At 67.4% G+C, this 20,691-nt stretch carries 24 protein-coding genes and 1 pseudogene; 14 read left to right on the top strand and 11 right to left on the bottom strand.

The genetic code is table 11. The annotated features are described in order from the left end of the window. Position 1: 1 nt before the first annotated feature. Positions 2 to 598: a sensor histidine kinase gene (locus C8E87_RS08295; RefSeq protein WP_203720858.1), complete on the top strand. Its 597-nt coding sequence runs from the start codon at positions 2 to 4 to the stop codon at positions 596 to 598. Next, on the top strand, positions 595 to 1,086 hold the full coding sequence (locus C8E87_RS08290) for a hypothetical protein (RefSeq protein ID WP_133872536.1): 492 nt from the start codon (positions 595 to 597) through the stop codon (positions 1,084 to 1,086). The genes C8E87_RS08295 and C8E87_RS08290 overlap by 4 nt, the downstream gene beginning before the upstream one ends. On the opposite strand, the gene C8E87_RS08285 is transcribed toward C8E87_RS08290, so the two are convergent. Continuing rightward, complete coding sequence (locus tag C8E87_RS08285; RefSeq protein WP_341771731.1) at positions 1,070 to 1,510, bottom strand: acyltransferase family protein; 441 nt, start codon at positions 1,508 to 1,510, stop codon at positions 1,070 to 1,072. The two genes, C8E87_RS08290 and C8E87_RS08285, sit on opposite strands and share 17 nt — an antisense overlap. A 120-nt stretch (positions 1,511 to 1,630) precedes the next feature. Here C8E87_RS08285 and C8E87_RS44545 point away from each other — a divergent pair, with 120 nt between their 5' ends. After that, complete coding sequence (locus C8E87_RS44545; protein ID WP_203720857.1) at positions 1,631 to 1,801, top strand: hypothetical protein; 171 nt, start codon at positions 1,631 to 1,633, stop codon at positions 1,799 to 1,801. Between the two features lie 151 nt (positions 1,802 to 1,952). On the opposite strand, the gene C8E87_RS08280 is transcribed toward C8E87_RS44545, so the two are convergent. Further along, positions 1,953 to 2,795: a helix-turn-helix domain-containing protein gene (locus C8E87_RS08280; RefSeq protein WP_133872535.1), complete on the bottom strand. Its 843-nt coding sequence runs from the start codon at positions 2,793 to 2,795 to the stop codon at positions 1,953 to 1,955. Positions 2,796 to 2,915: 120 nt separating this feature from the next. Between C8E87_RS08280 and C8E87_RS08275 the strand changes: the two genes are divergently transcribed. The 3 genes from C8E87_RS08275 to C8E87_RS08265 all read left to right on the top strand — a co-directional run bounded on the left by C8E87_RS08275 (position 2,916) and on the right by C8E87_RS08265 (position 4,280). Continuing rightward, on the top strand, positions 2,916 to 3,215 hold the full coding sequence (locus C8E87_RS08275; protein WP_203720856.1) for a putative quinol monooxygenase: 300 nt from the start codon (positions 2,916 to 2,918) through the stop codon (positions 3,213 to 3,215). 153 nt (positions 3,216 to 3,368) lie between these two features. Further along, positions 3,369 to 3,623, top strand: coding sequence for a hypothetical protein (locus tag C8E87_RS08270; protein WP_133872533.1), 255 nt, complete (start codon positions 3,369 to 3,371; stop codon positions 3,621 to 3,623). Positions 3,624 to 3,896: 273 nt separating this feature from the next. Next, complete coding sequence (locus tag C8E87_RS08265) at positions 3,897 to 4,280, top strand: winged helix-turn-helix transcriptional regulator (protein WP_203720855.1); 384 nt, start codon at positions 3,897 to 3,899, stop codon at positions 4,278 to 4,280. Here the strand turns inward: C8E87_RS08265 and C8E87_RS08260 are convergent. From C8E87_RS08260 to C8E87_RS08230, 7 genes and pseudogenes are all read right to left on the bottom strand, one after another. After that, on the bottom strand, positions 4,217 to 4,933 hold the full coding sequence (locus tag C8E87_RS08260) for an alpha/beta fold hydrolase (RefSeq protein WP_243755171.1): 717 nt from the start codon (positions 4,931 to 4,933) through the stop codon (positions 4,217 to 4,219). The genes C8E87_RS08265 and C8E87_RS08260 overlap by 64 nt on opposite strands. Before the next feature lie 443 nt (positions 4,934 to 5,376). Next, complete coding sequence (locus tag C8E87_RS08255; RefSeq protein ID WP_133872531.1) at positions 5,377 to 5,619, bottom strand: hypothetical protein; 243 nt, start codon at positions 5,617 to 5,619, stop codon at positions 5,377 to 5,379. Between the two features lie 179 nt (positions 5,620 to 5,798). After that, the gene (locus C8E87_RS08250; protein WP_133872530.1) at positions 5,799 to 6,725 is read right to left on the bottom strand and encodes a hypothetical protein; all 927 of its coding nucleotides are present in this window, start codon (positions 6,723 to 6,725) and stop codon (positions 5,799 to 5,801) included. Positions 6,726 to 6,812: 87 nt separating this feature from the next. Next, positions 6,813 to 7,018 (bottom strand): annotated as a pseudogene (locus C8E87_RS45380) (cation acetate symporter); the annotation flags it as partial. Between the two features lie 130 nt (positions 7,019 to 7,148). Then, the gene (locus C8E87_RS08240; protein ID WP_133872529.1) at positions 7,149 to 7,703 is read right to left on the bottom strand and encodes a Uma2 family endonuclease; all 555 of its coding nucleotides are present in this window, start codon (positions 7,701 to 7,703) and stop codon (positions 7,149 to 7,151) included. Positions 7,704 to 7,869: 166 nt separating this feature from the next. Continuing rightward, entirely contained in the window at positions 7,870 to 8,592 is a 723-nt protein-coding gene (locus tag C8E87_RS45375; RefSeq protein ID WP_239080493.1) for a hypothetical protein, read from the bottom strand. A gap of 283 nt (positions 8,593 to 8,875) precedes the next feature. Further along, positions 8,876 to 10,255: an IS1380 family transposase gene (locus C8E87_RS08230; protein ID WP_133872528.1), complete on the bottom strand. Its 1,380-nt coding sequence runs from the start codon at positions 10,253 to 10,255 to the stop codon at positions 8,876 to 8,878. A 416-nt stretch (positions 10,256 to 10,671) separates the two neighbouring features. Between C8E87_RS08230 and C8E87_RS08225 the strand changes: the two genes are divergently transcribed. From C8E87_RS08225 to C8E87_RS08200, 6 genes are all read left to right on the top strand, one after another. Continuing rightward, positions 10,672 to 10,917, top strand: a complete 246-nt coding sequence (locus C8E87_RS08225) for a FitA-like ribbon-helix-helix domain-containing protein (RefSeq protein WP_133872527.1) — start codon at positions 10,672 to 10,674, stop codon at positions 10,915 to 10,917. Continuing rightward, the gene (locus tag C8E87_RS08220; RefSeq protein ID WP_133876701.1) at positions 10,917 to 11,339 is read left to right on the top strand and encodes a type II toxin-antitoxin system VapC family toxin; all 423 of its coding nucleotides are present in this window, start codon (positions 10,917 to 10,919) and stop codon (positions 11,337 to 11,339) included. Before C8E87_RS08225 ends, C8E87_RS08220 begins: the two co-directional genes overlap by 1 nt. 11 nt (positions 11,340 to 11,350) lie before the next feature. Next, entirely contained in the window at positions 11,351 to 12,634 is a 1,284-nt protein-coding gene (locus tag C8E87_RS08215; protein WP_166661118.1) for a plasmid pRiA4b ORF-3 family protein, read from the top strand. A 30-nt stretch (positions 12,635 to 12,664) separates the two neighbouring features. Then, complete coding sequence (locus tag C8E87_RS08210; protein ID WP_133872525.1) at positions 12,665 to 13,138, top strand: UPF0158 family protein; 474 nt, start codon at positions 12,665 to 12,667, stop codon at positions 13,136 to 13,138. Positions 13,139 to 13,412: 274 nt separating this feature from the next. Beyond that, positions 13,413 to 14,942: a plasmid pRiA4b ORF-3 family protein gene (locus C8E87_RS44540; protein WP_203720852.1), complete on the top strand. Its 1,530-nt coding sequence runs from the start codon at positions 13,413 to 13,415 to the stop codon at positions 14,940 to 14,942. A 117-nt stretch (positions 14,943 to 15,059) separates the two neighbouring features. Further along, on the top strand, positions 15,060 to 15,350 hold the full coding sequence (locus C8E87_RS08200) for a hypothetical protein (RefSeq protein WP_133872524.1): 291 nt from the start codon (positions 15,060 to 15,062) through the stop codon (positions 15,348 to 15,350). Between the two features lie 785 nt (positions 15,351 to 16,135). On the opposite strand, the gene C8E87_RS47080 is transcribed toward C8E87_RS08200, so the two are convergent. Beyond that, entirely contained in the window at positions 16,136 to 16,276 is a 141-nt protein-coding gene (locus C8E87_RS47080; RefSeq protein ID WP_498368245.1) for a VapC50 family PIN domain-containing toxin, read from the bottom strand. 186 nt (positions 16,277 to 16,462) lie between these two features. Then, a complete protein-coding gene (locus tag C8E87_RS08190) occupies positions 16,463 to 17,662 on the bottom strand; it encodes an ROK family transcriptional regulator (RefSeq protein ID WP_133872523.1) in 1,200 nt (399 codons plus the stop codon). Positions 17,663 to 17,897: 235 nt separating this feature from the next. Here C8E87_RS08190 and C8E87_RS43560 point away from each other — a divergent pair, with 235 nt between their 5' ends. Next, a complete protein-coding gene (locus tag C8E87_RS43560; protein ID WP_166661117.1) occupies positions 17,898 to 19,199 on the top strand; it encodes a hypothetical protein in 1,302 nt (433 codons plus the stop codon). 67 nt (positions 19,200 to 19,266) lie between these two features. Then, complete coding sequence (locus tag C8E87_RS08185) at positions 19,267 to 20,589, top strand: alpha/beta hydrolase (RefSeq protein WP_166661116.1); 1,323 nt, start codon at positions 19,267 to 19,269, stop codon at positions 20,587 to 20,589. The last annotated feature ends 102 nt before the right edge of the window (positions 20,590 to 20,691 follow it).

The following is a 20,691-nucleotide window of genomic DNA, read 5'->3' as shown; positions in this document are numbered from 1 at the left end:
GGTGCTGGCCGACACGGCCGGCGACATGGAACCGGACGCGCGGGAGTCGGCCCGGCTGGCGATCACAGAGACCCGCCGGCTGGTCCGGTTGGCCGAGGACCTGATGGAAGTGTCCCGGTTCGACGCGGGCACCGCCGCCCTGCGTGTCGAGGAACTCGACGTCACGGACGCGGTACGCGAATCCCTGCGCGCCCGGGGCTGGCTGGACCGGGTCGAGGTGACCGCGCCGGAGCGCATTCACCTGCACGCCGACCGCCGCCGCCTCGACGTGGTGGTCGCCAACCTGGTCGGCAACGCGCTGCGGCACGGTGAGCCACCGGTGCGGGTGCAGATCGCGGCGGACGTGGAGCGGGTGTACGTCGAGGTGGTCGACAACGGTCCGGGCCGGACAGCGTCGGTCCTCCCGTACGTCTTCGAACGTTTCTGGAAGGCCGGACCGGCCCGCACCCGCAGCCCGGGAAGCGGACTGGGGCTGGCGATCGCGCTGGAGAACGCGCGTCTGCACGGCGGCGACCTCACCGCCTCGAACGCGGGCGGCGGCGCCCGGTTCGTGCTGTGGCTGCCCCGGGACGCAGCGGAGACGGAGATCGGGCGATGAACCGGACGCGATGGGCTGCCGCGGTGGCGCTGCTGCTGCTGCTCGCCGGTTGCGGTGTGCGACCCTCCGGCGCGACCGACGCCGGTGCGGCGCCGACCGGCATCGCCCCCGGCCCCACGCTGTACTTCATCGACGCCCGCGGCGACCTGCGGCCGCAGCAGCGGGCATCCGGCCGGCTCGGAACGGTCGGTGAGGCGGTGACGTTGCTGCTCTACGGGCCGGGCGGGTCGGGGATGCGTACCGGAATCACCTCGGACGGGGTCACCCGGGTGGAGACTACGATCACGGACACCACCATCGAGCTGCGGATGCCGGTGACCTCCGAGGACGTCACGGCGTTCGGCGTCGACCAGGTCGTCTGCACCGCGCTCGCCGTGCATGTGCAGGGCGGCGGCTCGGCCCGGACCACGGTGCGGTTGTACTTCACCCAACCGGCGCCTGGTTCCGAGGAAACGCGTACCTGTCCGCTGATCAACCCAGGCCGGTGAGGTCGATGGTCGGCGGTGCGGGCGCCGGCAGCACGATCCAGAGCAGGGCGAGTGCGATCATCAGGCCGGCGAAGGCGATCGCTCCCGACCGCCCCCGTGCCCAGGCGGCGCGGAACCGGACCGGGTCCTCGACGAGGCGCTTCGACAGCGCGGCGAGCAGGATCGAGATCGCGTACGCGGCCGCCGTCCGGCCACCGCTCGCGGTCGCGTCCAGCAGCACGATGACCGGCCAATGCCACAGGTACAGGCCGTACGAGACGGATCCCAGCCACCGCAGCGGTTCCCAGCTCAGGAAGTGGGCGACCATCGTCCGGGAGCCGCGGGCACACAGGCCGATCAGCGTGGCCGCGGCCAGCGAGTGGGTGAACAGCCACGGCCACTGCACGCCGTCGATCAGTGCCCACGCCGCGCCGAGGACGAGCACCAGCGCGGCCAGGATCGAGCCCGTCCAGCGGTCCGGGATCGCGTCCAGCGCGCGGCGTACCCCGGCAGTGGCCGCGAGCGCGCCCAGCAGAAGCGAGAACGCACGTGTGTCGGTGCCGATGTGGACGCGCGTCGGGTCGCCGGGGCCGATCCGTCACCGAGCGTCGTACGCACCATGTCGGCGTCGGCGGTGGCCCATACGACCACGGTCACCGTGCCGAGCATCACCGCGAGCGCCGGCGCCAGGCGGCGGACCCGGCGTCCCCAGCCTTCCGGCCTGCGCCCGGCCTGACCGCCGGTCACGTCCGCGGCCTTGGCCGGCAGTCCCGGCATGCGCAGATCCATGCGTACGAGATCAGGGCGGGGCGCCCACCGACAACGCCCCGGCCTGCAACGTCATCAGCGTGAGCGGCACCCAGGCGATGTCTCGCTTGATCGCGTCGCTAAATCGCCCGCGTGGCGCTGACCCGGAGGAAGTCGAGCTTCTCGGCGTCCGTACCCTGCTGCGACGTCGAGTAGACGACAATTTTGACGTCGGAGTCCGGGACGACGAGGACATCGCAGTCGAGCACGACGTCCCCCACCAACGGGTTGTGCACGGTCTTGACCATGCTCTGATGGGCGGCCGCGCGCCCCTGATCCCATAGCGTGGCGAACCGAGGGCTGCGGGTTCGCAGGTCGGCGGTGAAGGCCTGGAACCGGGAATCGTGGTGATAGTCGGCCGCGGAGCGGCGGAGGTCCCACACCAGGGCGCGTTCGAACGTCTCTGGGGCGCCCTGTGCGGTGGCGACTTTGCCGATGCTGTTGTCGATGAACGTCTGAACGAGGAGGTTCTGGTTCGGGTCGGCCGCCACGGAGGGGGCTTGGAACAGGGCCTGCCACAGCGGCGTCGAGGCGAGCTGGGTCCAGTCGGCGGCGAACACTGCCAGTGGCAGGTCTGGCATGCGGGCGAGCATCCGCTGCACCCCGGCCGGGATGTGGTGCGAGACCGTTCCCGAGGCTGGTGGGGTCAGTCCCGCCGCCCGGTGCAGCAGCGCCGTGTCGGTGCGGCTCAGTTGCAGGGCCCGGGCGAGCGAGGCGACTACCTGCCGCGACGGGGTGCGCACGCGTCCCTGCTCAAGACGCATGATGTAGTCGACGCTGACGCCGGCCAGCTGCGCGAGCTCCTCGCGCCGCAGGCCGGCTGCGCGCCGCCGACCGAAGGACTCCAGTCCGACATCGGCGGGGGTGAGGCGCTCCCGCGCGCTGCGCAGCATCTCGCCGAAAGAGAGCGGTTCGGAACTCATTGCACCGAGTCTGCCGGTGGCGGGCAGGTTCTGGGGTCGGTTGGGTAGCACGATCCTTCCCTGGCTACCCCTGCCGGCCGGCCGCAAGCTCGAGGCATGACTGCAACACCCAACGGCTACGTGACCGTCATCTGGCAGACCCGGGCCAAACCCGGCAAGGAAGCCGAGTTGAAAGCGTTCATCACGGCCGCCGTCACCCCGTCCCGTAACGACCCCGGCAACATCGACTACGAGGCTCATGAAGTCGAAGGCCGGCCCGGCGCCTTCGTCATCTACGAACGCTGGGAGAACCGCGAGTGCCTCGACGCGCATCTCAGCGCACCCCGGATGAACGAGCTCGTGCCGCAAATGCTGAAGCTCATCGACGGTTCCATCGAAGACGGAATCAGCCTGCTACGCCCCTTCCGGCCCGTCCGATGAGGAAACTCTCACGTCACTACCACCCTCATCGCCGGCGGTAACCGGGGCCTCGGTTTCGAGGTCGCATGCCGCCTCATCCAGGCGGGACAGAGCATCTGGATCGGCGCCAGGGAGGCCCAGCGTGGTCAGGCCGCCGCGGACCGTATCGGCGGCATGGTCGCTCGCGGCGCCGGGCAGCTCGTCAACGTGTTCCGGACGATCGCGTTCAGCGGGCCGGCCGGCCCGGAGCAGGTGCCGCTGCGCCGTGCGGGGCATGTGGCCAACCTCGCGCTCAGCGTCGCCCTCTCATGGGCCCTGCACGCCGAACTCGCCCCGCACGGCATCCAGGTCCAGGCTTGTGCCCGGGCGTCGTCGCGACCGAGTTCCATCAGCGACAGGGCCTGGATCTCAGAGCAGTCCCGCGGATGAGCGCCGCCGGCGTCGTCACCGCGAACCGTCGCGGTCTCGAACTCTGGGAGATCGTCACCGCGCCCGGTGTCGAGCAGAGCCTCCTGCTGCAGAGCGTGTTCGCTGGCGACCTCGCCGCGTTCGGCGGCCAGTCCCCGCAACTGGCGACCTGCTACAGTTCCCGACCGTCGAGCCTCAGGGCGCTGCGCCGTAGTCGCGCATTGCGGCTCGACGGTCGGCAGCAAGGCGACCATTCACATACGCTGCCCCGGACAGTTATCCAGAGGAGCGAACGTGGCTGTCACGACCAAGGAGCTTTGCAGTGTCCGGCGAGATGTCCTCGGCCACGTCGGCGGCAAGTGGAGCTCGCTCGTGCTGATCCTGCTGGAAACCGGGCCCCGAAGGTACTCCGAGATCCACCGCTCCTCGCAGATCAACCAGAGGATGCTCACGCTCAGCCTGCACCAGCTGGAACGGGACGGACTGGTGGCACGTAGCGCCGGCAATACCGACTACGAGCTCACGGAGGCTGGCCGGTCCCTCGTGGAGGTGATCAAATCGCTGATCTCCTGGACCGACCGGCACTACGACCACATCGTCGTCAGCCGCGACCGTCACGCCACCGCAACGAGCAACGCCTCGGCGATGTCGGCCGGGCGGGACAACAGCGCCATGTGAGCGCCCGGCACGATCACCGGCTCCTGCCCGAGCCGGCCGGCGAACTCCTCACCCGGCCGGGCCAGGGACTTGTCGTCCGCACCGAGCAGATAGGCGGCGGACAACCCGGCCTCGGTCACCGCAGGCACGTCGAGCGCTTCGGTCATGTAGGCGCCGGGCTGCGGCAGCACCAGGCCCGCAACCAGTTCCTGGAGCTCAGGCGGCTCCCCTGGCATCAACCCGGCCCGGATTGCGTCGACCGCAAGAGGGACCGTTCCATCGGGGGTGCCGGCGATCGACGCGCGAATGATCTCGCCGTAGGCGGCATTCTCATCTGCCATGCCGACGCCGCGGGCCGGGACGACCGCGCTGTAGTAGATGACCTTCGCGACGCGATCGGCCCGCCGGAGCGCGGCACCGGTGGCCGGATAACCGCCCCAACTGTGCGACACGAGCATGATGTCGTTCAGGTCGCGGCGGTCGATTTCGCTGACGACGAAGTCGACCGCGTCAGCCAGGCGAAGGCCCTTCACGGAATCGCCGTACGAAAGACCCGGCATCGTCAGGGCAACGACCTGGTGGCCGTCCTCGCGCAGTCGACGGGCCACAGGATGCCACGACCACGCGCCCAGCCAAGCGCCCGGAATGAGGACGAACGTTCGGGAATTTGTCACGGCCGCCAAGCTACTTCTCAAACGATATTTCGATCAACGGGTCGAATAGTGACTTCAGTCGCGAACAATTTTGTGTGTGCGAATGTCTTGCACAGAACGCCACACGACCGCTGGGGCGATCACGAAAGGGTTGGAAGCGCGGCAGCTGGCCGTCGAGCGGCCCCGAAGCGTGCACGCGCTCGTGGAGGCGGTGTCGGTGTCCTCGAGATAGCGGGCGCCGTCGACCGGGAAAACCGATCCTGTGCGCCGTGGGCGCGCACCCGTGCGAACAGTCGCGCCCACGGCACTGCACTCCCGCCTGCCGACAGGCCGCCTGGCGCGCCCACCCACAATCCCAGCCAGCCCACACCGCGGTAACGCCGAACACGGCCCACGGTCAGTCACCGTCTACCAGTGCTCGCAATGCGACACCTGTACCTCGGCCAGCAGTGGTGCCACGACTGTCACACCTCCTGCACCCGCCTCGACCTCGTCGGCCTCTGCCTCCACTGCGACGAACTGGTCGCGATCAGCGACCCGACCGGGCAATATCGACAGCTGCTCTCCGTCCCGTCGTGGACCCCGATCGTGCGCTCGCCGAAGCTCCCGGCCAGCGCCTCCCAGAACCGTGGCCGGCAGACGCCGAGCAGCTCGCCGGTGCGGTGCGCGCCGGGATCGGTCAGCGTGCCGAAGTAGCCGAAGATCACCGCGCGCAGGGCCCACCCACGGACGCGCCGGAGACCCCCGTGGTGCGAGGGCCTCCGGCGAGGCGGTTCCGTGCGGTGGATCAGGATCCGCGAAGGACCAGGTTGCCGTTGTCCGCGGCGCCGCTCTGCAAGCCGCTTGTTTCGCTGGCGCGTTTTGCGGCGCCGCATTCCCTGCGGCTTTATCCCGCCGGCGTTTCGTTCAAACCCAAGCCGCGCAGGACGTCATCGCGGTTCGCGTTTGCGCGCAGCGCGGTCAAGGAATTCAAGCGGCCCAGCAGAGTCGTGGAAGATGCGGGGCATTTCAAGTCCTGGATCGCCGACAAGGTCTTTTCAAAACGTTGGATGCGGCTTTCAAGGTCCGTTCCGCTCGGAAGGTTGGCATTCTTGAGCGCTACCTGCGCGTTCACTTGGGCTTGAGTGGGTGGGCAGCGGCCGGGAACATTTACCCCGGTGGGGCCCACGCGGTCGGCCGTCGCGTTCGGATCGCCCGGGCTGAAACCCAGCGCCGGCACCAAAGCGTCAATGGTGCCGGAGCCGGCTCCGGCGTTCCCCGCCGCTCCACCCGCGGCCGCGTCACCGGATCCTGTGCCGGCGGCTGCATCCGCTGGCGTTTCGTTCAAACCCAAACCACGCAGGACGTCATCGCGGTTCGCGTTTGCGCGCAGCGCGGTCAAGGAATTCAAGCGGCCCAGCAGAGTCGTGGAAGATGCGGGGCATTTCAAGTCCTGGATCGCCGACAAGGTCTTTTCAAAACGTTGGATGCGGCTTTCAAGGTCCGTTCCGCTCGGAAGGTTGGCATTCTTGAGCGCTACCTGCGCGTTCACTTGGGCTTGAGTGGGTGGGCAGCGGCCGGGAACATTTACCCCGGTGGGGCCCACGCGGTCGGCCGTCGCGTTCGGATCGCCCGGGCTGAAACCCAGCGCCGGCACCAAAGCGTCAATGTTACCGGCGCTGGCTCCGGCGTTGCCCTGTTCGGCGGCCTGGCTCATCCCCGTGCCGACCGCGAGAGCCGAGCCGAGCAGCACTGCGGCGGCACCTCCAATCACCAGCTTGCGCGTCCGGCTGCTGGCTCCGCGTCGATAGCTGCTGACTCCGCGTCGATACATGCACGGCCCCTCTTCGTCTCGGTACTGCTTGTGCCGAGACATACGAGCAACGATGTGCAGCAGTTCATGACGCTGAGCAAGCGTTCCTTAAAGTTTCTTAAATGCGACTTCCGGGGCGTGCAGCCGCCGGCGTCGTCGCGCCCACGTCCGCGGGCACCCGGCCGCGGGTCAGCAGCGAGCCCGCCACCATCACCGTAAACGCGAGCGGCAGCGTCCCACACGGCCGGCTGCGCGAGCAGCTCGATCTGCCAGCCGGACAGCGGCGGCCCGAACACCGCAACCATCACCGCGGCCTGGCTTGGTGGGCTGGACGTTGCACTATGCGAACCGCTCCGCGACGGTTGCCGGCGATCCGCTACTCGGGCATTTGACCGTTTATGCGACCCGGCCGCTCAGGGGGTTGTCGAGGGTCCAAGGCGGTGGTTAGTCGAGGTGGTCGCTTGGACTGGTCTGCAGCAGCCACGCGAGCGGCATCTTCGCACGTTCGGCGTAGACCGTTTCCGAAGACAGCTGGTACAACGTGACTGTCTGGGCGTCGTCGCGGTCGACAACCCAGTACTGGGGAATGGCTGCCGAAGAGTATTCGCTGCGCTTAGTGACTTCGTCCATCGCCTCCGAGCCCGGCGAGACGATCTCAATCACCAGGAGGAGTTCGGTGACTGCCAGCCAGACCCCGCGCGGTGGAGCCTTGCTCCATACGCTCAGGTCGGGGATTCGGCCGCCGTCCCGTCCCGGTCCCGGAACGCGGATGCCGGCGGCCTGCAGAACTTGCTCGGCCGGCCAGCCAGCCATGATCAACCAGGCGAAGATGCGGCTGGCGATCTGCGCGTGTTCCGAGTCCGCTGGCGGCATGACGGACAGGACTCCCTCGGGGCTGGTCTCGTATCGGTGGCCGTTGTGATCCGCGGCGTTCATCGCCGCTAGGTCGTCGAGCGTCACCATGGCGGGCATGTGCATGCCGACGGTCTCCGCGCTCATAGGCCCATCGTACGGGCTGTTCGGGCTCATGCGGCGACAGCGGGAAGGGTTACGGCGCCTGCGGGTGCACATCCGAGATGGGGCGAAGGCGGTCGCTGATTGCGAGCAACCGGTAGCCGACGCCGTCGTTACGAACTCGCTCGCTGAGCCCGCCGCCGGGTTGCTTTCATGGTCGTGACCGATTCGGCGCTGTTTCGCCCAGTTCGGCACGTAGTACCCAGGCGCTGTCGATGAGCCGGATCGCGTACATCAACTGAGCTCGCCACGACGCCCCGGCCGCAGCCAAGTCGTACAACTCTGACCGATACTCCTCGTCATAACGAGGGCGATACGCAGAAGGCAGGACCCGAGTCGCAAGGCCCGCAAGACACCGGGCTGACTGTGAGGTCCGGTTCATGGTCTTCGTCGATCCAGCGTTCAGTTCCGTAGCCTCACCCAACGCGTCGGCCCCTGGCTTCGTGCTGCCGAGCGGGTACCAGATATTCATCAATGCTGAAGCTGCCATCTCGATGCCTTGTGCCAGCACCTCGGTATCCCTGACAGCGAGATCGACGTAGCGGGGACACGCTTCAATGACATCGATGGCAGCTGTCGCGGCGGCCTCGCGAACAGAGTGGAGATTTCTGATCAGCCTCTCGGCGTCAGTGTCGGCGTTGGCCAGTAGGGAACTGAGGTCAGAATCTCCACCGAACCGGAACAGAAGGATCAAGGCGCATTTGTGAGCGCGGGCGAGGATGCCCGCGAGGTCTTTGGCGCGGTCGCAAGCCACAACGAAGTTGTCTGCAAAATCATCGCCGTCGAAATGGTCGGCCAGGTCGAGGACGGCGCTGCGGGCGGAATCCATTTCGCGCGTCAGGTGGACCACAAGTTGGGCAGCGTCGTTGCTCATTCAGTGCCGCCGTGGACCAAGCGAGCGGCCGGGCGCTGACATGACGCCGCAGTGCCGTGCGCGTGAGCTACCCATGCTGGATCACCGCTGCTCGCGCTCGGAGGCTCGCTCATACCCACTAACCTCGATGATTCGCCGGTGGCGGCTGCTGGTTCGGCCTGGCCGCTTTGATCGACTTTTGTTGATGGGTTTCGCGGTCTGGGCATGGTGGTGGGCCGTCTGTCGCGGCGGCGGGGCGTGGTCTCCTGGTGTGCTCCGGTCGTAGGTGTTGGGCTGACCGGGGTCAGCCGGGTGCGGGGATCGCCGCGATCCGGGTGAACGCGGCGGACAGTTGGGTGGCCCAGGGCCAGGTGGCCGGGACGCGGAGCCAGCGGCGGCGTTGACCGTGGGTCAGGCGGGCGGCGGTGTGCAGCAGCCGGTAGCGCAGCCGTTTCGGTTCGGCGCGGGCGAGGTCGCCGTCGAGGGCGTGGATCTGGAGCCAGGCGATCAGGTCGGCGGCGATCGCGGCGGCGGTGCACCAGGCTTGGTTGATGGCGAACTCGCGGGACGGGAGCCGGCGTAGGCCGGTATCTTTGGCGCAGCGGATGCGGTCCTCGACGCGGGCGTGGGCGCGGTGGCGGGCTTCGAGCCACTGCAACGCGCCGGCCTTGGTGTTCGTGACGAACGCGGTGTAGCGCCAGCCGTCACGCTCTTCGAACAAGCTCAGCTGGGCGCCGGGGTGGGGCCGTTCGCGGCGGACGATGACCCGCATCCCGTCTGGCCAGCCGGCCAGGGTGAGCAGACCGGTCAACTCGGCGACCTCGGCTTTCTCGCGCACGCCGCCGTCGGCGGCCAGCGCCGGTGTCCACGCCGTGGCGGGCAGTGCGGTGATCGCGGCGCGTTCGTTCTCGCCGATCGACCAGCCGATCGAGTACTCGACGGTGCGGCGGCGGGTGTTCTGGGCGGTGAGCCAGTCCAGCACGGCGTGCGTGCCGGCGGCGCTGTCACCACGGATGAGCAGATGCCGGCGATGACCGGCGGGGAGCTGCGCGATCGCGTCGGCCAGCACGGTGAGGTGGTCGGCGGCGGTGTTCGCCCCGGCGTTACCGGCCCGGAGCTGGATCGCGAGGAGCTCGTTGGTGTTGTCGCAGGTCACCAGGATCGGGTGGAAGCCGTAGGTGTGCTTGTAGGTGGCCGCGGCGTTTTCCTTGTCGGAGTGCGCGATCAGGATCGTGGAGTCCACGTCCAGCACGACGACTCCGGCGCCGATGTCCCGGCCGGCCGCGTGAGCCGGCGGCGGGCCGCCGAACAGCTGCCACATCCGGGCCCGGACCTTCGCCCGCGCGACCGCGATGCGGCGTAGCTGGGCCGGGCCGATCTCGTCGAGGGCCCGCCATACGGTGGTGTCCGACGCGACCGGCCCGAACACCTCCTGCTGGTGGCGCAGCACGTCGATGTCGCAGATCGCGTCACCACCGTCGGCGATCAGCACGGCCAGATCGACCAGGACCCGGCCCCGGTCATGGACCGGGAACACCCCAATCCGGGCGAGCGCGCCGGACAGGGCACCGGTCAGCCCGGCCCGGTCCGCGAGCATCCGCAGCAACGCCGTGCCGACGTGCGACACCACACCAGTTCCGTCCGCGGTGACCCGCAGATCCTTCGACCACGCCGTAGACTGCACGCCGGAAGTGCCTTCCTTGCAGAGATCCTTGTAGATGTCGCAATCACAAGTTTCCCCTGCCAGAGAGGCACTTCCGTCTATTTACACGCCGGTTGAACCCACGAGTTGATGATCACCGTGAATCACCCGGGCTAAAGGACGCGCCTGTGGCGGCCGGCGCGGACCGGCCGGCGTGACCATCGCACCGTGGGATCCGGGGGTCGCCCCCGGAATCGGTATGGCGGGCCGGACGTTGCACCATACAAACCACACCACCGCCACCGGCCACCCACTACCGGGACGTTTGACCAGCTCACACCGCACTCAGGCCGGAACATAAGTGGGTTGATGCGCCTAATACATCACTCGCGGCGGGCGCGACATGCTCGGCTGGCGCGCTAGCATTGCTATCAAACTCTGCTTTCAAGGGAGGATCTATGGCGGCTCTCAGCATCAGAGGTCTCGACGATGCGGTGAAGGAGAAGCTACGCCTTCGCGCCGCCCGCAACGGCCGCTCCATGGAGGCCGAGATCCGCGCCATCCTGACCACCGCCGTCACCGATGACGCTCCACGAACCGATCTGTTCAGTGCTCTCACGGAACGGTTCGCCCAGCTCGGCGGCGCTGACGTCGACCAGCCGGCACGTACCACCATGCCCCGGGCTGCGAGCCTGCCAGAGTGATGATCGTCCTGGACACCAACGTGGTCTCCGAACTCATGCGTCCCGAACCCGCTCCGCAGGTGCTCGCCTGGATGCAACGCAGTTCCGGTGACGGCTTGTACACGACCGCGGTCACCATCGCCGAAATCCGGTACGGCATCGTACGCATGCCGGAGGGCCGTCGGCGGCAATCGCTGCATCAGGCGGCCGGCGAGATCTTCGCGGCTTTCCCTCGCCAGGTTCTGCCTTTCGACCTCGCTTCCGCCAGTGCCTACGCCGACATCGTCGTGAGCCGGGAGCAACAGGGCAACCCGATCAGCGGGTTCGACGCTCAGATCGCCGCGATCTGCCGCTCGCAAGCGGCGTCTTTGGCTACTCGGAACACCAGAGACTTCGTCGATACCGGCATCAGCCTTCTTGACCCATGGCAGCCGGCCAACTGATCGGTACACGAATGTCTGACGAGGATCTGGCCGCCGCCGCGGCGGCATCAGCACCCGCCTTGCGGCAGGTGGTCGACCTGACCCGCTGGATCGGCCCCGGCCGGAAGCTGACCCAGACCGGCCAGTTGACCATGGCCGACGCACGGCACCTGGTTGGTCTTCTGGAGACTGGCGACGAGATCGACCCGGTGATCGGCGCCCGGATGTTCCGTACCCGTAGCAGCGCCGACCTTCCCCGGTTGGCGTTCGTGGTCGCGTGGGCCAAGGCGGCCGGGCTTCTCCGAGTCGTGCAGGGCCGATTGATGCCGGTCAAGAAGAATCAGCGCCTGTTGGAACGGCCTGCGGACCTGTGGACCGCCATGTTCACGGCCTTCGGCCAACTCGGCCCGGCACTCTGCCCGCCCGGCTGGTTCGCCTCGTTGCTCGGCGAGGACTTCAGCGACGGGATCGCCGTACTGTTCGCCAGCATCGCGGAAGGCGGTGGCGCCACGCGCATCGAGGAGGCGCAGGAACGGGTCTGGTCCGCCCTCTCCACCCGCTACTACCTGGACGAAGCCACCACGGAGCAACTGGGACACCTCCGCAAGGCCACCGACCGCGACCTGCATCGCGCTGCCCACGAGTTGGTCGCATTCGGTGCGCTGACCGAGGACAGCGAGACACTGCGCCTGTCCCCGACCGCTGAGCACGTCCTGCGCACGAGGTTCGCTGCCGTGCGGCCCGGTGATCAGATCGCTCAGATCAAGGTCACTCTGATGGACACCGACCCACCGGTGTGGCGACGTCTGCTGGTGCCCACGACATTGCGCCTGGACCGGCTCGACCGGATCATCCAGGCCGCGATGGGCTGGACCAACTCACACCTGCACATGTTCGTCCACCCCACCGGCCACTACGGCACGCCCGACCTCGATTTTCCGATGCACGACGAACGCAAGGCCACGTTCCGCAACCTGGCTGCCCGCGAGGGAGACACGTTCGGGTACGAGTACGACTTCGGCGACAGCTGGACACACGAGGTACGGCTGGAGAAACTGGTATCCGCCGAGCCGACCGGGCGATACCCGGCCTGCACCGACGGCGCTCGCGCCTGCCCACCGGAAGACTGCGGCGGCACCACCGGCTACCAGGAACTGATCGACGCGCTCGCCGACCCGCACCATCCCGAGCACGACGATCTACGACGATGGCTGGGCCTGGAGCAGGGCACCGACTTCGATCCCGCACGTTTCGACCCCGCTGACGCCAATCGGCGCATCGCCACGGTGATCATCGCCAGAAGGCCGGGCAGCTGATCGATACGGGACTGGCCTGAACGGAGAGCCGTGCTGGAGATCGAGCGATTCAACCTTGACGAGATCGCGTTCGCGCTGTCAGACCAGAGCCTCTACGACGAGCACCGGCATCTGATCGACCCGAAAACCGGAGAAATCGTTCTGTGGACCCGGGAAGGTGGTGTCGACGGCACGAACCCCGTCGATCTCGACGATCTGGATCTCCCCGTGATCCGGCCCTTGCCGTCGTACGTCTGGTACCAGGACATGGCGGACTTCATCGACCTCGTCAGTGACGATCGAGCGTCCCGGCGGCTTTCCCGCGCGATCAACGGCCGCGGCGCGTTCCGCCGGTTCAAGGACGAGTTGAACGAGGAATACCCGCACCTCTTGCAGCCCTGGTACGACTTCCGCGACACCCGGGCCGCCCGCCGGGCGGTCGAGTGGCTACTCGACGAATCGCTGATCGACGGCGTCGCCGCGGACCGCTTCTTCGCCGAGCATCCCGATCCCCCGGTGCCCTGACTTCATCGGCGCCTCGCTTCACGTTCACCGTTCAGGTCCCAGCTTCGCCGGCGCGCCGCAAGGCGGATAGCGTTCGCGGATGGATTCGCAGCTATTCCCGGTAGATGCTCCTGTTGATGTCGCCGGCGCGGCACGCCTGGCCAGCGGCTGCCCGATGGCCGAGCAGGCCAGCGCACTGGCCAGATGGGTAGGCCGTCCAGGCCGGACGGTGACGGCCGGCCGGGTGGTACGTCGTGCTGACGTCGCAGCCGCCGGAACCGCGGCGGGAGTGCCGGTGCCGGACAGGGTGCGGACAGCGGCGGACGTACCGGCCCTGCACCGGCCATGGAGCTTCGCCCTCGGCTCAGGGCTGTTGAAGATCAGCGGTTCGGTCGCTGCGGCCGGGCCGTTGCTGGACCAGTGGTCGTCGTCGACGGACGCCGAAGCCCTTGACGCGTGGTGGGCCGGGTTCCAAGCGGTGTGCGCGGCCGAGTCCGACACCCGGCGCGAAGGAAGCGTGCTCATCCTGGCGCTCGCGTTCCTGGAGGCGGTGACCATGCCGGACGGCGCAGACAAGGACAGCCTCTGGAACCGGGTGGTCGCCATCGTCGAGCGGCGCGAGGATGACAAGGACCCGCTGGGATGGGGGTACGTCCGTTCACTCACCCAGTATGCCGATCACGAGACCCGTGATCCGTTCGCCGGCCTGGTGGACCTGCTCCGGCAGCTCGGCGCGGTGACCGGCCACGACAGCGCTACCGTCGCGGTGACCGCGCTGGGCCGGTGGTCCCTGACCCAGGCTCAGGCCGACCGCCCGCGTAACGTCACTCTCGACATGCCTGCCGATGCGGTGGTCGAGGTACTGGCAGACCATGTGCGACGCGGCACCGACCCGTGGCCGACAGCCCGGCGATGGATCGAGTACCGGCGCCCGACCGACGCAGCCCGGGAACTGCTGACCGCCGCCGCCGACCTCTCGGCAGCGGCCCGGATCGGAGCCGGCGACGTGACCGACAGCCTGGGCTACCAGGCACTGGCCGTGTGGCAGGCGGTCGCGCACCTACCGAACCTCGGCGCGCACGCACGAGCGTCGGTGACCGCCATTGCAGACGACGAACCGCGCATCGCACCCGTCGACGCCAGGTGGTTGGCGGTCGAGTTCGCCGCAGCAGCCCTGGACGGGACCGGTTCGGACGAGGCGCTGACCGTGCTGTTCGACCGCCTCCCCGGCGAAAGCCTGGAAGCCCGCATGAACGTGGCGGCGGGCGTCGATCACCCGGACGCCGCCCGCGTCACCGCCGCGGTACAGCAGTTCCTGGACTCGGGCGCCATCCCGTCGATCGACCAGGTCTACCAGCTCAAGGTGGGACTGATGCGCTGGCGACCACCGATCTGGCGGCGGATCCTGGTGCCCTCCACCACCACGCTCGACGACCTGCATGCCGTCATCCAGATCCTGTTCGGCTGGGACGGCGACCACCTGCACCAGTTCGAGATCGGCGGCAAACGCTACAGCGACCCGTTCTTCGACCTGGGCGGCGACGAGAAAGACGAATCCGGCGTACGGCTACGGGAGGTGCTCGCCGGGGCGGCCAAGAAGATCCGCTACGAGTACGACTTCGGCGCGAGCTGGTGGCACGAGATCACCCTGGAACGGACCACGCAACGCGACCCCGGCCTCACATACCCGCTGTGCACCGGCTTCTCCGGCGACTCCCCGGTCGAGTACTGGTCCGAGGACGATCCACAAGAACCCGAACCGTTCGACCTCACCGAAACCAACCGGCACCTCGCCAACCTCAACAGCACCGACAACGACCGGTGACGGCATAGGACAGGGGCGGAGGGCCGATCCGCAACCGGGGACCGCCCTCCGCATGGTTCGCACAGTTCACCTGGTCCTTTGCGAACGTCCTGCTTATCGAAGGGGTGGGGCCGGACGTTGCACCATGCGAACCGCCCGATCATCGTCACCGGTGATCCGCTGTCGGGACGTTTGGCCAGCTCAACGGGCCGGATGGACCCGCGCGGCTCGAACAAGGGTGAGGTTCTCCAGGCCCTCTTCACCGCAACCGCCCCGCCGAACCGGCAAATACCGTTGCTCGATGCAGACGATGCACAGAACGTCGTGTGGCTGGACGAAAGCCTCGCGCGTCAAGCGCTGGGCCGCAAGTTTGCGACGCTCATCACCGAACCGGTCAGCCAGATCGTCAGGTTCCGACAGTTCGCCTGACGAGCACGCCAGCTGGACTCACCTGGCAGCCGAGGGACATCTGACGGCGGAAGACCTCACGCCAGACGGACGCGCCAGCGGAATGGGGGTGTTCGAATGTCTCGCACCGGCGGACACGCCCGTTCTCGTAATCGGCAAGCCGGTCCGCCACGGCGACCGAGTCGCCATCACATCGGCCGGCTGGATCGGTCTCCGAGGGACGACGACGTGCTCCGACCCGGAGATCGAGGCGCGGCTCGCCGCACGCACCCTGTTCTGGCGATGGATGCTAGCGGCCACCATCCTCGTGACCGTGGCGGCGTGCTGGGCCACCCCGGCCTTGACCGCCGTTCGCTGACCGATCCGGTCATGAACCGGCCCTACGTCGGCGACCGCCTCCCCACACCCGCTTCACGGGAACATCGATGATCACCACAACCCGAGTGGTTGCCATCGTTGAGTCTTTCCAGCGGACATCAACAACGCCGAACGCAGGCGGCGGCGACTCATGTTCGTCGTGCCCCGGCCCGTTCGCTGAACATCGCGGTGGCTTTGACCTGCAACCGACGCCCAGCACGGAGTCACACCAGGCTCAAGTCGTGAACGCCCGGCCATCGAGACCCCCGGCCGGAAATCCAGGCCACGGTTCGCAATCAAGATCAACGCGGGCCGGACGATGCACCATGCGAACCACCCGATCATCGTCACCGGCGATCCTCTGCCCGAGCGTTTGGCCAGTTCAAGGGGTATTCGGCCTGCCCGTTAGCCTGATTTGTGCCCGCCTTCAGCCGCCTCGGACGGCTGCGTTACCAGGCCGGGGGACCGAGATGGCGTCGTACTTCAGCGGCGAATCCGGGCACGCCGGTGCGCTGCAGAAGGACGAGGACCTCCGGCACGGTGTTCGGCGCTCGCCGGTAGGACGCGGCTTGGTGACGGAGCACGTCCATGGTCAAGCCGGGGTAGAGATCGAGTTGGTCGAGGAGGAAGCCGTCGGGGGGGATTGCCGCGATGTCGTAGGGCTTGAGGGCCGGCTCGGGAAGTCGCTGAGGTTGAAGGTGACGATGACTTCCGCCGCCCTGGAATACCGCCGCGCGAGATCGTCGAGTGGTCGTACCCCACCCGGGCCGCACCATTCAGGCGGGCGCCGGTAAACCGAGCCGCGATACGTCGAGGAGGTGCTCTGTACGGACAAGGGCCGCCGCTCCCTTCAGATGTGCCGATGCGCCAAGCGACCCGGACGAGATCTTGACCGACGCTGCCATCATCGGCGGGGCGTATTGATCCACCGCCTCCCGGATGCCGTCTGCGATGACGTCGGAGGCGGCCCCGAGGGTGCAGTCCACGACAATGGCCTGGGGGTCAAGGAACACGACGAAGTCGGCGACGCGGCGGCCGAGGGACCGGCCGAATCCGCGAAGCGCCCGCACGATCTCAAGCTCTCCCAAGGCGGCCGCGGCGTCAAGATCGCTCACCGTGAAGGTCTTGCCATGGGCCGTGGCCAGCTCATTGAGCAACGCCGGAATGCTGGTGGTCTGCCAGAAGCAGCCGCGCGCACCGCACTCGCAAAGCTGCCCGCCGTCATCGACGTGGAGATGCCCGACTTCACCCGCCAGCCGCGACCCGCCACGGTGGAGCTTGCCGCCGATGACCAAACCAGCTCCGGTCCCGTGCGTGAGAGAGATGTGCAGCACGGTGTGCAGGCCGGCCACGTCGCCGTAGACGGCCTCACCGAGCGCTGCCAGATTGGCGTCGTTCTCGCAGAAGACGGGGCGATCTAGGTATTCGCTCACGACATCCGCGGCGGGTCGTCCATCCCAGTCCCGGAACCGCCGCAGGTGTGACCCTCCGAACGAGTCGAGGCCGGGCGTCCGGGCGAACATGGATGGGCCGGGCAGCCCAAGAACGGCGAGTTCGACCTGCCGGTGCGTAACCCCGGCTTCGGCGACGGCGCGACCGAGCAACTCCAGAGCCGCCGCCGGTGCGGTGAAGTCCGCTGCGCCGTGCACCGCCGCCAGGACCTCGCCGTCAGGTCGTACCACGCCGGCGAGGAAGCCATGGGCCGCAGCCAAGACCACGGCGAGCAGGCCAGGCGACGCCGCGACGGACCAACCGCGGGCCGGCCGCCCTCTCGCCGAGCGACCTGAGGGATGCTCCACCACGACGCCTGCCGTTCGAAGGCTGTTCAACGCGTGCACGACACTGCTACGCGCCGCCGAAAGCTCGGCGCAGAGTTCGGCGACGGTGCGTTGCCGGCCGTCGGACAACGCCCGGAGGACGGCTTGTTCCGTGCCGGTGAGACCGCTGTCGAGGGCCGCGGCGGAGGTAATGGGCATAGCAATAATTTATAGCTGTTTGGTCATAACTCCGCCACCGGCGAAGGTGCCGTGCCGTCGTGCCTACTCGGTGCTAACGGCCGCCCGTATGGGATTTAGATATATGGCAGATTGATCATAAAGACATCGTGGGATCGAGATGTTTTCGTCTATTGATTGTTTCGGGGGTGTTGCGTAGCGTCCGTGGCACGGCGCCTGCTGATAAGGCGGCGCGCACCGATCGGAAGGACAACCAGTGTCGAAGCGAACACCCCTGGCCGCCGTCGCCGTCCTTTTCGCTGCGGTCTGGATCGCCCCTGGCACCGCAAACGCGAAGCCGTCCGGCCATGGCCGCGAGGGAGTGCAGAACGTCCTCCCGATCACGCAAATCCTGGCCTTCGGTCAAAAGGTCACGGCCGTCGCAGTCGAGTACTCGTCAGAGGTGAACGCGCGGACCCTTGACCGCGATACCTACACGGTCTCGGACAGCCTCTACAACTTCCGCTTCAACCCCGTCGGGGACATCACCGACCCGACGAAACGAGCCGATCGCACGATCACCGCGGTCTATACCAACGAAGCGCCGGCCCTGAACGCGGACAAGCGGTCCGATCGGGGCAACTTCGTCATCATCGAACTCGACGCGACGGATCCCGGCGGCAACACCATCATGGCGACGAGCAACTACGTCAAGGTCAACACTGACCTGCAGACGCGGGTCGTGCAGAACAAGGACGTCTACGCCCAGGCCCGGAAAGGGAAAGGCCGTGGCCATCGGCTGGCCGCGGCGTCCGACAAGGCGTATGGGCCCACCAAGCCCGCGATCAACCTGTTGGCCGACGACTTCGTCTACAAGAGATTCACCGCGACCTCGGGCACGATGATTCCCTACGCCTACCACCTGCCAAGGGGCTACGACGCCGCCAAGACGTACCCGGTCGTCGTCATCCTGCCAGGGCATGGCATGGGATTCAACGGCTCCAATGAAGGGGTGCAAGTAGCGGCGGACATCCCCGCGACCGCGTGGCTGCAGGAGAAGTGGACGGGCACCAAGGAAGACGTCATCGTCCTGGCTCCACAGAACCAGCGAGTCGGGACCGCTGCCGCTCAGGCAGAGGTCATGGTCGAGCTCCTGAACGCCTTCACGCGGGAATTCCCGGTGAACCAGGACCGGATCTACGCGTCCACGGTCTCGTACGGCTCCACGCTCGCCTGGGCCGCACTGGCCGCCTATCCGGACCTCTTCGATGGTGCACTGATCACCGGAGGCTTCGCTGCCAGCGCATCCCAGGCAACCGCTATCGCCGCGTCCGGCACGCCGGTCTGGATCACCCACGGCACCCATGACCACCTCCTCAACGTGGTCACGACCGGGCAGACGTCGTACAACCAGATCTGGAACGCCTACGTGGCGCTCGGAAAAACCCCTGTCCAGGCAAACGCCTTGGTCAAGTACACCGAGTACGCCGACTCCGCCTTCTACGAGCCGGACCGCCACCTCGCCGCCGCCCCCACTTATGAGGAAAAGACCATCCTGCAGTGGCTTCTCGCCCAATGACGGGCTCCGAATGGGACATGCGATCCGAATCTGGCCACAAGAATATAATGCAAAGGAGCATGCTCAGATGAGGAAGGCAATCGGAATACGCAGGCTCGGGCGTGCGATCTCGTCGCTGGCGCTCGTGTCGCTCGGCGTAAGTGCCATCGTCTCCGCGCCGGCTGCCGCCGCAGGCAAACCCGCGATTGTGCAAGGCGCGACTGTTAAGGCGGATCGCAATTCACCGACCGGATACACCGTCAGATTCGTCTACCACAATCCCCATGCCACGCAGGTCCGCCTGGCCGGGGACCTCTCGCTGCTCGATGTCAGCACCGGTAATACCCGGTATCAGCCGGAAGCGTGGCATCCCGGCCGCTACCACGCCGGAGGTACCGAGTTCCTCAGGGGCATGACCAAGGACGCGCGGGGCTACTGGTCGGTCTCCGTCCCCTTGCACGCCGGAGGTCTCAGCTACTGGTACCGGGTCTGGGACCCGACTCGAAGCTGGGTCAACAAGCGCATCTGGGATCCCGCCTCGACGAAACCGCGACCCCCGGGCGAGTCGTCATTCCGGGTCAGGAACAATGACGTTCTCGATGCCGTCTATGTGCCGTATGCGAAGAAACAGAACGACCCGGTGCTGAAGGAACGTGCCGGGTACGAGCTGCCGATCAGCAGACCATCGCGGCGGGGCACCGTCCAGTACGTCCCCTACACCACGATCCTGGGCGACAGTGGCCACTACCTCGGCGTCTACCTGCCGGCCAAATACGATGCCAACCGCGCGGAGCCGTACAAGGTCGCGTATCTCGCTCACGGCATCTTCGGTGACGAGACCGACTTCATGATTCCGGCGAACGTCCCGAACATCCTGGACAACATGACGGCCAAGGGCGAGATCGAGCCCACGGTGGTTGTCACCATGGGCAATCACTTCACGGGCACCGGCCTCGACTTCGCCTCGTACAACCAGACCAACGCCGCCGACAACCTGGTCCGGACGATTCTCCCCCTCATCGAGTCGAACTACAACGTCTCGACCGAGCGCGCAGGACGCGCCTATGCCGGGTTCTCGTACGGCGGAATGGCGGGCGGCGTGGTCATCAAGAACTACCCGACCACATTCGGGTTCTATGGACACTTCTCCGGCAACCCGTCCCTCACGTCGCAGGACTACGACAACATCGCCGACGCGGTCGGGGACGATGACCTGGTCGTGTTCCTCGGCAACGGTCTCTTCGAGGGCAACCTCAACGCCCAGAACGCCATCGCGGACAACTTCCGGGCCCGGGGTTTCGCCGCCACGACGACTCAGGTCCCCGGCGCGCACGACGGCATGACGGCGGGCCAGCTCTTCACCATCTTCGCCCGGGATCACTTGTGGTCGGGGTCGACTCCGAGTCGGTGAGCCGACCGGTGAATCGCCGTCACCTTCGGCGGTACCACGCGGCTGGTCCGCTGATCGGCGGCCTCCCTCCCTCCAACCGGTGGTGGTCCCTCACCGCCGGAA

It is taken from the genome of Paractinoplanes brasiliensis (genome assembly GCF_004362215.1).
In the GTDB taxonomy this organism is placed as follows: domain Bacteria; phylum Actinomycetota; class Actinomycetes; order Mycobacteriales; family Micromonosporaceae; genus Actinoplanes; species Actinoplanes brasiliensis.
The sequence above is the reverse complement of the archived record's forward strand: the minus strand, read 5'-3'. Positions and strand labels throughout refer to the sequence as shown.

Coding starts and splice junctions, on each gene's coding strand:
- C8E87_RS08290 (WP_133872536.1), top strand. CDS start 595: ATGAACCGGACGCGATGGGCTGCCGCGGTGGCGCTGCTGCTGCTGCTC.
- C8E87_RS08280 (WP_133872535.1), bottom strand. CDS start 2,795: ATGAGTTCCGAACCGCTCTCTTTCGGCGAGATGCTGCGCAGCGCGCGG.
- C8E87_RS08270 (WP_133872533.1), top strand. CDS start 3,369: ATGGTCGCTCGCGGCGCCGGGCAGCTCGTCAACGTGTTCCGGACGATC.
- C8E87_RS08250 (WP_133872530.1), bottom strand. CDS start 6,725: ATGTATCGACGCGGAGTCAGCAGCTATCGACGCGGAGCCAGCAGCCGG.
- C8E87_RS08240 (WP_133872529.1), bottom strand. CDS start 7,703: ATGAGCGCGGAGACCGTCGGCATGCACATGCCCGCCATGGTGACGCTC.
- C8E87_RS45375 (WP_239080493.1), bottom strand. CDS start 8,592: ATGAGCAACGACGCTGCCCAACTTGTGGTCCACCTGACGCGCGAAATG.
- C8E87_RS08225 (WP_133872527.1), top strand. CDS start 10,672: ATGGCGGCTCTCAGCATCAGAGGTCTCGACGATGCGGTGAAGGAGAAG.
- C8E87_RS08220 (WP_133876701.1), top strand. CDS start 10,917: ATGATCGTCCTGGACACCAACGTGGTCTCCGAACTCATGCGTCCCGAA.
- C8E87_RS08215 (WP_166661118.1), top strand. CDS start 11,351: ATGTCTGACGAGGATCTGGCCGCCGCCGCGGCGGCATCAGCACCCGCC.
- C8E87_RS47080 (WP_498368245.1), bottom strand. CDS start 16,276: ATGGACGTGCTCCGTCACCAAGCCGCGTCCTACCGGCGAGCGCCGAAC.
- C8E87_RS08190 (WP_133872523.1), bottom strand. CDS start 17,662: ATGCCCATTACCTCCGCCGCGGCCCTCGACAGCGGTCTCACCGGCACG.
- C8E87_RS08185 (WP_166661116.1), top strand. CDS start 19,267: ATGAGGAAGGCAATCGGAATACGCAGGCTCGGGCGTGCGATCTCGTCG.